The sequence below is a fragment of the Citrobacter sp. Cpo074 genome, from assembly GCF_030332745.1.
GTDB lineage: Bacteria > Pseudomonadota > Gammaproteobacteria > Enterobacterales > Enterobacteriaceae > Citrobacter > Citrobacter portucalensis.
The window spans coordinates 1,109,828-1,121,097 of record NZ_JAOWHG010000027.1 but is presented as its reverse complement, the minus strand read 5'-3'; the positions used below and the strand labels follow the sequence as shown (position 1 = coordinate 1,121,097).

At 50.4% G+C, this 11,270-nt stretch carries 9 protein-coding genes; 6 read left to right on the top strand and 3 right to left on the bottom strand.

Annotation, left to right across the window (positions count from 1 at the left end; all coding sequences use genetic code 11):
- Window positions 1-10 precede the first annotated feature (10 nt).
- The 3 genes from gsiB to gsiD are packed head-to-tail and all read left to right on the top strand — an operon-like array spanning window position 11 to window position 3,430.
- Window positions 11-1,549 (top strand): glutathione ABC transporter substrate-binding protein GsiB, encoded by a 1,539-nt coding sequence (gsiB, locus tag OGX83_RS10040; RefSeq protein WP_191226233.1) that lies wholly within the window; start codon window positions 11-13, stop codon window positions 1,547-1,549.
- A 46-nt stretch (window positions 1,550-1,595) separates the two neighbouring features.
- The gene (gsiC, locus tag OGX83_RS10035) at window positions 1,596-2,516 is read left to right on the top strand and encodes a glutathione ABC transporter permease GsiC (RefSeq protein WP_032942797.1); all 921 of its coding nucleotides are present in this window, start codon (window positions 1,596-1,598) and stop codon (window positions 2,514-2,516) included.
- A 2-nt stretch (window positions 2,517-2,518) separates the two neighbouring features.
- Window positions 2,519-3,430, top strand: coding sequence for a glutathione ABC transporter permease GsiD (gsiD, locus tag OGX83_RS10030; RefSeq protein WP_003831612.1), 912 nt, complete (start codon window positions 2,519-2,521; stop codon window positions 3,428-3,430).
- 92 nt (window positions 3,431-3,522) lie between these two features.
- Here gsiD and rimO read toward each other — a convergent pair whose 3' ends face one another.
- Window positions 3,523-4,830, bottom strand: coding sequence for a 30S ribosomal protein S12 methylthiotransferase RimO (gene rimO / locus OGX83_RS10025; RefSeq protein ID WP_003831616.1), 1,308 nt, complete (start codon window positions 4,828-4,830; stop codon window positions 3,523-3,525).
- A 468-nt stretch (window positions 4,831-5,298) separates the two neighbouring features.
- On the opposite strand from rimO, the gene glgP reads away from it, so the two are divergent.
- Window positions 5,299-7,749 (top strand): glycogen phosphorylase, encoded by a 2,451-nt coding sequence (gene glgP, locus OGX83_RS10020; protein WP_286587975.1) that lies wholly within the window; start codon window positions 5,299-5,301, stop codon window positions 7,747-7,749.
- A 32-nt stretch (window positions 7,750-7,781) separates the two neighbouring features.
- Here the strand turns inward: glgP and OGX83_RS10015 are convergent, their stop codons facing one another.
- Window positions 7,782-8,708, bottom strand: coding sequence for a LysR family transcriptional regulator (locus OGX83_RS10015; RefSeq protein WP_032942801.1), 927 nt, complete (start codon window positions 8,706-8,708; stop codon window positions 7,782-7,784).
- 220 nt (window positions 8,709-8,928) lie between these two features.
- Here OGX83_RS10015 and bssR point away from each other — a divergent pair, with 220 nt between their 5' ends.
- Both bssR and OGX83_RS10005 read left to right on the top strand, forming a co-directional pair.
- On the top strand, window positions 8,929-9,312 hold the full coding sequence (bssR, locus tag OGX83_RS10010) for a biofilm formation regulator BssR (RefSeq protein WP_008784229.1): 384 nt from the start codon (window positions 8,929-8,931) through the stop codon (window positions 9,310-9,312).
- Between the two features lie 102 nt (window positions 9,313-9,414).
- Entirely contained in the window at window positions 9,415-10,512 is a 1,098-nt protein-coding gene (locus tag OGX83_RS10005) for a PQQ-dependent sugar dehydrogenase (RefSeq protein WP_032942802.1), read from the top strand.
- A 5-nt stretch (window positions 10,513-10,517) separates the two neighbouring features.
- Here OGX83_RS10005 and OGX83_RS10000 read toward each other — a convergent pair whose 3' ends face one another.
- Window positions 10,518-11,144: a glutathione S-transferase family protein gene (locus tag OGX83_RS10000; protein WP_032942804.1), complete on the bottom strand. Its 627-nt coding sequence runs from the start codon at window positions 11,142-11,144 to the stop codon at window positions 10,518-10,520.
- Window positions 11,145-11,270 lie beyond the last annotated feature (126 nt).

Here is an 11,270-nt window from a genome sequence, read left to right as displayed (position 1 = left end):
GGAGAATAACATGACAAAAATTGTTGCTCGAAAATGGCTGGTTGCTGTGGGAGTGGTCTCTGCACTGGCCGCATCGCCTGGCTGGGCCGCCAAAGATGTAGTGGTAGCCGTGGGGTCCAATTTCACGACGCTCGACCCCTATGACGCGAATGACACGTTGTCGCAGGCGGTAGCGAAGTCGTTTTATCAGGGGTTGTTTGGCCTTGATAAAGAGATGAAACTGAAAAATGTGCTCGCGGAGAGTTATACGGTTTCTGATGATGGGCTGACCTATACCCTTAAGCTGCGCCAGGGCGTGAAGTTTCAGGATGGAACCGACTTCAATGCCGATGCGGTAAAAGCTAACCTCGATCGGGCCAGTAACCCGGAAAACCATCTGAAACGTTACAACCTGTATAAGAATATCGATAAAACCGAAGTCGTCGATCCGTCGACGGTGAAGATTACGCTGAAACAGCCGTTCTCTGCCTTTATCAATATTCTGGCGCACCCGGCAACGGCGATGATTTCTCCCGCCGCGCTGGAGAAATACGGTAAGGAGATCGGTTTCCATCCTGTGGGGACCGGGCCGTACCAGCTTGATACCTGGAATCAGACGGATTTTGTGAAGGTTAAGAAGTTCGCGGGCTACTGGCAGCAAGGGTTGCCAAAGCTGGATACGATTACCTGGCGTCCGGTGACCGACAACAACACGCGTGCGGCCATGCTGCAAACTGGGGAAGCGCAGTTTGCCTTCCCAATCCCTTACGAGCAGGCGGCGTTACTGGCGAAGAACAAAAACCTGGAACTGGTGGCCAGTCCGTCTATTATGCAGCGTTACATCAGCATGAACGTCACGCAAAAACCGTTCGACAACCCGAAGGTGCGTGAAGCGCTGAATTATGCCATCAACCGCCAGGCGCTGGTGAAAGTGGCTTTTGCTGGTTACGCGACGCCGGCAACCGGCGTTCTCCCCCCGTCGATAGCCTATGCGCAAAGCTATACGCCGTGGCCCTACGACCCGGCGAAAGCGCGCGAACTGCTAAAAGAAGCAGGTTATCCGAACGGTTTTACCACTACGCTATGGTCTTCGCATAACCACAGTACCGCGCAGAAAGTGCTGCAATTTACCCAGCAGCAGCTGGCACAGGTGGGCATTAAGGCTCAGGTAACAGCGATGGATGCCGGTCAGCGCGCCGCGGAAGTTGAAGGGAAAGCGCAGAAAGAGAGTGGGGTACGGATGTTCTACACCGGCTGGTCGGCGTCTACGGGCGAAGCTGACTGGGCGCTGTCACCGCTGTTTGCATCACAAAACTGGCCGCCAACTTTGTTTAATACGGCGTTCTACAGCAATAAGCAGGTGGACAGTGATTTAGCGGCAGCGTTGCAAACTAACGATCCGGCGCAGAAAGCGAAGCTGTACAAAGACGCGCAGGATATTATCTGGAAAGAATCGCCGTGGATCCCGCTGGTGGTGGAAAAACTGATTTCGGCGCACAGTACCCGGTTGACCGGGTTCTGGATTATGCCGGATACCGGATTTAGTTTTGATGATGCGGATTTAAAATAAGCTATGCATTCGGCCCCGCAGCCCAGGGGCCGACGAAGGGAGCCTGATGCTTAACTATGTTTTCAAGCGCCTGCTGGGGTTGATTCCAACTCTGTTGATTGTTGCGGTGCTGGTATTTTTATTTGTTCACCTGCTACCCGGCGATCCGGCCCGGCTGATTGCCGGACCGGAAGCTGACGCCGAGGTTATTGAACTGGTGCGCAAGCAGCTGGGTCTTGACCAGCCGCTGCATGTTCAGTTCTGGCATTACATGACCAACGTGTTGCAAGGCGATTTTGGCACCTCGATGGTTTCTCGTCGCCCGGTTTCTGAAGAGATAGCCAGTCGTTTTATGCCATCACTATGGCTGACTATTGCCAGTATGGCGTGGGCGGTATTGTTTGGTATGACGGCGGGGATCATTGCTGCCGTATGGCGAAATCGCTGGCCGGACAGATTAAGCATGACGCTGGCGGTCACCGGGATCTCGTTCCCGGCGTTTGCGCTTGGCATGCTGCTGATGCAGATATTCTCCGTTGAACTCGGTTGGTTGCCTACCGTGGGCGCAGACACCTGGCTTCACTACATCCTCCCGTCTATTACGCTGGGCGCGGCGGTGGCTGCGGTGTTAGCCCGATTTACTCGCGCCTCGTTTGTTGATGTGCTTAGCGAAGATTATATGCGCACCGCGCGGGCTAAAGGGGTGAGTGAAACCTGGGTGGTGTTAAAACATGGTCTGCGTAATGCGATGATCCCGGTGGTCACCATGATGGGACTACAGTTTGGCTTTTTGCTTGGTGGATCAATCGTGGTTGAGAAGGTGTTCAACTGGCCCGGGCTTGGGCGACTGTTGGTGGACTCCGTCGAAATGCGCGACTACCCGGTGATTCAGGCCGAGGTGCTGTTGTTTTCTCTGGAATTTATTCTTATTAACTTAGTGGTGGATGTGCTCTACGCTGCCATTAATCCGGCTATCAGGTACAAGTAAGGATGCGATTTTTTAACTGGCGCCGACAGGCGATTTTAAATGCGATGCCCCTTGTTAAGCCAGAGCAGATACGCACACCGTGGCATGAGTTCTGGCGTCGGTTCCGTCGACAGCACATGGCGATGGTCGCTGGGCTGTTTGTATTGCTCCTGATCATGGTAGCGATTTTTGCCCGCTGGCTGACGCCATTTGATGCCGAGAATTACTTCGATTATGACCGTTTGAATGATGGGCCGTCGATGCTGCACTGGTTTGGCGTTGACTCACTGGGACGGGATATCTTTAGCCGCGTGCTGGTTGGTGCGCAAATCTCGCTGGCGGCAGGAGTCTTTGCCGTATTTATTGGCGCGGCGATTGGTACGGTACTGGGTCTGTTGGCGGGGTACTACGAAGGCTGGTGGGATCGACTGATCATGCGAATCTGCGATGTGCTGTTCGCCTTTCCGGGGATATTGCTGGCGATAGCCGTGGTCGCCGTGCTGGGCAGCGGAATCGCTAACGTGATCATTGCCGTGGCCATTTTCTCCATTCCAGCCTTCGCGCGCCTGGTGCGCGGGAATACGCTGGTGCTGAAGCAACAGACGTTTATTGAGTCTGCGCGCAGTATTGGTGCCAGCGATGCGACCATCATCTTCAACCATATTCTGCCTGGAACGGTCTCATCGATCGTGGTCTTTTTTACCATGCGAATTGGCACGTCGATCATCTCTGCCGCAAGCCTGTCATTTCTGGGATTAGGCGCACAGCCGCCGACGCCGGAGTGGGGGGCAATGCTTAATGAAGCGCGCGCTGATATGGTGATCGCGCCGCACGTGGCGATTTTCCCGGCGGTAGCGATATTCCTGACGGTGCTGGCGTTTAACTTACTGGGAGATGGTCTGCGCGACGCGCTGGACCCGAAGATAAAAGGATAAACCGTAGGCCTGATAAGACGCTTCAGCGTCGCCATCAGGCATTGCCGGATGCGGCATAAATGCCTTATCCGGCCTACGTTGGGTTACGCTAATTAAACGCGGGTGCCCCACAGATCGTATTCATCTGCGTTTTCGACCTTCACGCGGATGATATCGCCAGGTTTCACCTTGGTTTCACCATTCAGGTATACCGCGCCGTCGATTTCTGGAGCATCAGCCATGCTACGACCAATTGCGCCTTCTTCGTCAACTTCATCAACGATAACCAGAATCTCGCGGCCCACTTTCTCTTGCAAACGTTCAGCAGAGATCTGCTGCTGCAATTGCATAAAGCGGTTCCAGCGTTCTTCTTTCACCTCTTCCGGGATTTGATCCGGCAGGTCATTAGCGCCAGCGCCTTCTACCGGGCTGTATTTAAAGCAGCCCACGCGATCCAGACGCGCTTCCTTCAGGAAGTCGAGCAACATCTGGAAGTCTTCTTCCGTTTCACCCGGGAAACCAACAATGAAAGTGGATCGCAACGTCAGTTCAGGGCAGATTTCACGCCACTGCTTGATGCGCGCCAACTGTCTGTCCACGGAGCCCGGGCGTTTCATCAGTTTAAGAATACGCGGGCTGGCATGCTGTAACGGGATGTCCAGATACGGCAGGATTTTCCCTTCCGCCATCAGCGGGATCACATCATCAACGTGCGGGTAAGGGTAGACGTAATGCAGGCGCGTCCAGATCCCCAGTTTTGATAATTGTTCGCACAGATCAACCATGCTGGTTTTGACCGGCTCGCCGTTATGGAAACCGGTACGATGCTTCACATCTACACCGTACGCTGAGGTATCCTGAGAAATTACCAGAATCTCTTTCACGCCCGCATCGACCAGACGCTTGGCTTCGCTAAGGACGTCGCCAATCGGACGGCTCACCAGATCGCCGCGCATGGATGGAATAATGCAGAACGTGCAGCGGTGGTTACAGCCCTCGGAAATCTTCAGATAGGCGTAATGGCGAGGAGTCAGCTTGACGCCCTGCTCAGGAACCAGACTCTGGAACGGGTTGTGTTTTGGTTTTGGCACATAGTGGTGAACGTGCTCCAGAACCTGTTCATAGCTATGCGGCCCGGTGATTTCCAGCACCTTCGGGTGGACTTCACGGATCTGATCGACTTTCGCGCCCAGACAGCCGGTGACGATCACCTTACCGTTCTCGTTCAGCGCTTCGCCAATTGCTTCCAGGGACTCCTGAACCGCACTGTCGATAAAGCCGCAGGTATTAACGATAACCATATCCGCGTCGTCGTAGCTTGGCACAACATCATAGCCTTCGGTACGAAGTTCGGTCAGGATGCGCTCAGAATCGACGAGGTTTTTCGGACAACCTAGTGATATAAAACCAATTTTTGCCATTTTCTTATACTGTACATTGCTCGTAATCGGGGGATTATACAGATGCCTTCACGGTACATCTATATCTGATCAGCATAAGACGGAGAGAATAAAGAGCGATACCTATAAAGAGTAGATCGGTTAGTGAAAGGTGTTTAGTGAGTCTAATTCCGGCTTTAAGTGCCGCTTCTTGGCTATAGACACTCATTATCGTAAATTTTATCTCGTCGAGCGTTACTAATGAGGTTAAATTTGAAAGATATTGTTTTGAAGTCGAAACTTGAAATGGCTAAAACTCTTTATGCTAATGGTGTGAGTTTATATTATATCTCACTTGCCACAGGCTTAAGTTGGCGTGTATTAATGACAGAATTAACGTTCATCGCCAGTCATGAAAATATTCGACAAAAAGCTAACGCTCACGTACCCAAACTTTAAATAATTCACCTGTCTATTACCATCCTACAAAATTTGAAAGGTAACGTTAATATGTATATTTCGCCACTTCCGGTCGCCACGGACTCTGATGTTGATAAACTTAGAGATGATATTGCTAATAAACTTTTATTCACTATTGGCAAAGATCCCGCAATCGCCACGAAACGGGAGTGGCTTAATGCGACGTTATATGCGGTACGCGATCGGATGGTCGAGCGCTGGCACCGTTCTAATCGGGCGCAATTCTCTCAGGATGCGCGCCAGGTATATTATCTGTCGATGGAATTTTTAATTGGTCGTACGCTATCCAATGCGTTGCTCTCTTTAGGTATTTATGACGAAGTCAGAAGCGCGCTGGAGGCAATGGGGCTTGAACTGGAAGAACTGATTGATGAAGAAAACGATCCCGGGTTAGGTAATGGTGGTCTCGGTCGTCTGGCGGCCTGCTTCCTTGATTCACTGGCGACGCTTGGGTTGCCGGGATGTGGATACGGTATTCGTTATAATTACGGTATGTTCAAACAAAATATCGTTAACGGTGTACAAAAAGAGTCGCTCGATTATTGGCTGGAATACGGTAATCCGTGGGAGTTCAAACGTCATAATACGCATTATAAAGTACGTTTTGGCGGGCGTGTTCAACAGGAGGGGAATAAAACCCGCTGGCTTGAAACCGAGGATATTCTGGCCGTGGCGCATGATCAAATTATTCCAGGTTATGCGACGGACACGACTAATACGTTGCGTTTGTGGAACGTGCAGGTGAATAGCGAAGTTAATGCGGGCAAACTGAATCAGCAGGCCGACTTTGCTACTGAAGTGGAAAACAAATATCACTTCGATCGTATCTCGCGGGTTTTGTACCCTGATGATTCCACCGATGCGGGGCGTGAATTGCGTTTACGCCAGGCCTATTTCCTGGCCTCGGCGACGATCCAGGATATTCTGAGTCGTCATTATCAGTTGCACAAAACATACGACAATCTGGCCGATAAAATTGCGATTCACCTTAATGATACGCATCCGGTACTGGCGATCCCTGAGTTGATGCGTTTATTGGTTGATCATCATCAGTTTAGCTGGGATAACGCGTTTGACGTGACCTGTCAGATTTTTTCTTATACCAACCATACGTTGATGAGTGAGGCGCTGGAGACCTGGCCAGTAGAAATGCTAAGTCGAATTTTGCCGCGCCATTTGCAGATTATTTTTGAGATTAACGATCGTTTTCTGAAGACATTACAGGAACGTTATCGTAATGACAGCGATCTACTAAAACGTGTGTCGTTAATTGATGAGTCCAATGGTCGTGTGGTGCGTATGGCCTGGCTGGCGGTAGTTGTCAGTCATAAGGTAAACGGCGTGTCGGCATTGCATTCAAAACTGATGACCGAATCACTGTTTGCAGACTTCGCGCGTATATTTCCCTTGCGTTTCACCAACGTAACCAATGGTGTGACTGCGCGTCGTTGGCTGGCGCTGGCGAATCCACCGCTTGCCAAAGTGCTGGACGAAAATATCGGTGACAGCTGGCGGACTAAATTAATGCAGTTGGGCGAGCTGAAGCAGTTTATAGATTATCCGTCGGTGAATGAGGCTGTGCATCGTGCGAAACGTGAAAATAAGCAGCGGCTGGCGCACCATATTGCCACCCACTATGGCGTGGTGGTGAATCCTGATGCGCTGTTTGATGTGCAGGTGAAACGCATCCACGAGTACAAGCGGCAACTCATGAATGTGCTCCACGTTATTACACGCTATAACCGGATTAAAGCCGCGCCGGATGCCAACTGGGTACCGCGAGTGAATATCTTTGCCGGAAAAGCAGCCTCCTCTTATCACATGGCAAAACAAATTATTCGCTTGATTAACGATGTGGCGCAGTTAGTCAATAACGATCCGCAGATTGGCGGCAAACTGAAAGTAGTATTTATTCCGGATTACAGCGTCAGTCTCGCTCAGCTAATTATTCCGGCAGCCGATCTGTCAGAGCAAATTTCCCTGGCCGGGACGGAAGCCTCCGGGACCAGCAATATGAAATTCGGTATGAATGGTGCGCTCACTATCGGTACGCTCGACGGTGCGAATATCGAAATGCGCGAATACGTTGGGGAAGATAACATCTTTATCTTTGGCAATACGGCTAATCAGGTTGAAACTCTGCGACGTGATGGCTATGACCCGAGGCACATCTTTGAAAAGGATGAGGAACTTCATCAGGTGCTGACGCAAATCGGTACAGGGGTGCTCAGTCCGCAGGAGCCAGGGCGTTATAGAGACGTGTTGGATTCATTGATTAACTTCGGCGACTACTATCAGGTATTGGCAGATTATCGCAGCTATGTAGATTGTCAGGATGCGGTGGATGAGTTGTATCGTACTCCCCGGGAGTGGACGACAAAAACCATGCATAATATTGCTAACATGGGGTATTTCTCGTCGGACAGAACGGTTCAGGAATATGCCGACCATATCTGGCGCATAGCAAAAATACGCGTGTAGCCAGTATTTCTAACGCTCAGCCTCTCTGGTTTTCATAATAGGGAGGCTGTTTGCAAATCAGCCAGAATAGGTGAGAGGATTTTGTGGGTATTGCTTTCTTTGCGCGATGAGGCAAACACGCTAAATTGTGGCAAGGGAAACGGAGTGTTTATTTTTTTTAGTCCATACAGCTGAGCGTGTGTTTCAAATACCTTTTCCGGGATCACCCCTAAACAATGGGTATTGGACACAATCGTCAGAATCGCCGTAAACGATGAGGTAAGCAGGCAGCGTTCTCCGGTTCTAAATTTTTTATCCACAATACTGCGATGATAAATGATTTTCTCATTCTTAGTATTGTAACCGACCAGGTTAGCGTTTCTGAATTGCGCTTCACTGATGGTGTTACCATATAAAGAATTATTCTGCGAGGCCGCCAGTACCAGGCGCATATCGCAAATTTTCTGGCATGAAAGACTTGCTGACTCTACGGCAAAGGTAGAAAAAACGGCATCTGCCTGACGCATATTCAGCAGTTCAATAATACTCTGTTCATTCAGGTCGGCGGTAAGGTGCAGGAGGCTGATATCGGCGTCAGTCTCGATTATTCTGGCGGTGACATCTGGAATAACGATAGGGGAAATAAAAGATTCCGTATAAAGCGTTAACCTTTTTTTGGCGGCAGGCGTGGAAAGCGGCATCAGCGTTGATAGCTTATCGATAATTGGGATTGTATTATCATACAGTTCATCAGAATAGACTGTCGGTAACAGTGCATTCCCGCTACGGACAAAAAGATTATCACCCATCATTTCGCGCAGTTTTCTTAATGACTGGCTGACGGCGGAAGGTGAGATGTTCAGCATGTCAGCGACTCTGGAAATGCTACCCACGCTATAGATCAAACAGAAAATGGTCAGCAGATTGAGATCTATTTTTGATAGTGTGCGTATTTTTTCTGCATCATTTGCTTTCGACATAGACCCCTCATCATCAACACCATGGCAGTAACCACATCAGGTATAGCAAAAAAAGTCAGGCGAGTCAGACACAGAGCGCCTTCGATAAGCGTACAGAATGAAGTTGTAACATTGTAAATTATGTTAATCAATTGGGCTTTATTGATGTAGGACATCTATTTGTTCAAAAAACAACCATACTATTAAGTTGCACCATAGTTGGAAAGAGGAGGAACAAAGTATGGTTGTTGACAGACTGAGAACCGATCTTCTCAACAAATTGATAAACGCCCGTATCGAACTTGCCGCTTATCTGCAGTTGAGAAAAGCGAAAGGCTACATGTCAGTTAGCGAGAGCGATCGCCTGCGTGATGTTTTTTTTGCACTGAATCGCGAATTGCACGAGCAATCACAGCTTCACGGTATGCATCTTGATCAGGAAGAGTGGAATGCCCTTCATCGTGCTGAAGGGGCGTTAGCCGCCGCCGCTGTTTGTCTTATGAGTGGACATCACGATTGCCCAACGTTTATCGCCGTTAACGCAGAGAAACTGGAAAACTGCCTGACAACGCTGACGCTAAGTATCCAGAGTTTGCAATCTTACCCAACGCTGGAACACGTCTGAATCAGGGGGAGGGCGCTCCCCCTTTTCGTCAAGGTTATGTAAATGTAGCGGGATAATTCCCCTTGCTGGCTACGCTTTATGCAGAGCCATTAAGGAGGTGTTATGCGTCGACTCTTTCTCTGTGCTATTCCACTTGCGCTATTTTCCACTTATGCCGCCGCGGTAAAAGTGGAAGTGCTGCAAACTAAACTCGATCACCCATGGTCACTGGCTTTTTTACCCGATAACCGCGGTATGCTCATTACGCTCAAAGGTGGACAGCTTCGACTCTGGCAGCCTGATAAAGGGCTTTCCGACCCACTGACCGGCGTACCCAAAGTTTGGGCAAATGGTCAGGGAGGACTGCTTGATGTGGCGTTAGCACCGGATTTTGCACAATCTCGCCGGGTATGGCTAAGCTTCGCTGAAGCCGACCGCGAAGGCAAAGCGGGCACTGCGGTAGGCTACGGGCGATTGAGTGACGATCTCAAACATCTGCAAGGATTTCAGACCGTTTTTCGCCAACAGCCAAAGCTTTCCACCGGAAACCATTTTGGTGGACGTCTGGTATTTGATGGTAACGGTTATCTGTTTATTGGCCTGGGGGAGAATAATCAACGCGCTACCGCCCAGGACTTGGATAAATTGCAGGGTAAATTAGTCCGACTGACCGACGAGGGAAAAATTCCGCCGGATAATCCGTTTGTGAACATGGCAGGAGCGCGGGCAGAGATTTGGTCGTATGGCATCCGCAACCCGCAGGGGATGGCGATGAATCCGTGGAGTGATGTGTTGTGGCTCAATGAGCATGGTCCACGCGGAGGCGATGAAATCAATATCCCCGAGAAAGGGAAAAACTACGGCTGGCCTATCGCGACCTGGGGTGTTAACTACAGTGGTTTGAAAATTCCCGAAGCAAAAGGTCAAATTGTTGCTGGCACGGAACAACCCATCTTTTACTGGGAAAAGTCGCCGGCGGTTAGTGGAATGGCTTTTTACAATAGCGATACCTTCCCGCAGTGGCGGCAGAAGTTGTTCATCGGCGCGTTGAAAGATAAAGAAGTGATCGTGCTGAGCGTTAAAGGGAATACGGTCACTGAGGATGGTCGTCTGTTGCAGGAAAGGGGGCAGCGGATCCGTGATGTGCGCGTCGGACCAGACGGTTATTTGTACGTGTTAACCGACGAGTCCGACGGGGAATTACTGAAAGTGAGTCCCTGATTTGGTTAGCTGACCGGGATCATCACGATTTTTTGAAACGCCGGGCGCTCGGTCAGTTGTTGATACCAGCGTTCCAGATGCGGGCGCGGGGTCCAGCTCAGACCAACGTTGAACAGGTTATAGATGAACGGTGCCACAGCGATATCCGCGGTGCCAAATTCAGCGCCGGAGAACCATGGCTGGTCTGCCAGCGCGTTATCCAGAATGGCAAACAGGTTCTCGCAAACTTGCTTACTTGCCTCAATGGCCGCCATATCGCGCTGATCGGCAGGTGTTCTGACCAGACCAAATAAGATAACCCGATGCGCAGGGCTTAGCGTCTGATTTGCCCAGTCCATCCATTTTTCACCGACGGCGCGCGCGGCCGGGGCGTCAATCCACAAACGTTTTTGTCCGTACTGAGCGGCCAGATAGCGGACAATGGTATTGGATTCCCACAATACAACGTCCGTTTCATCATCGCGTAGCAGCGGGACCAGTCCGTTCGGGTTCAGTGCCAGATAGTCGGCATCGCGGTTACCGCCATGCTGCCCGCCCGCCAGAATTTGGTTATACGGCAGTTCCAGTTCCTCGAGCGTCCACAATACTTTTTTTACGTTGGTCGAGTTATTGCGACCCCACAGTGTAATCATAGTAACCCCGCAAATTAATTGAGCAGCTTTATGGCTGCAGATGCCATCTGACTAGCTCACATGGTGGGGTAAACCTAATATTTACGCAACAAAGTCTAAAAAAATCGTGCCAGGAGCAGCGCAGCG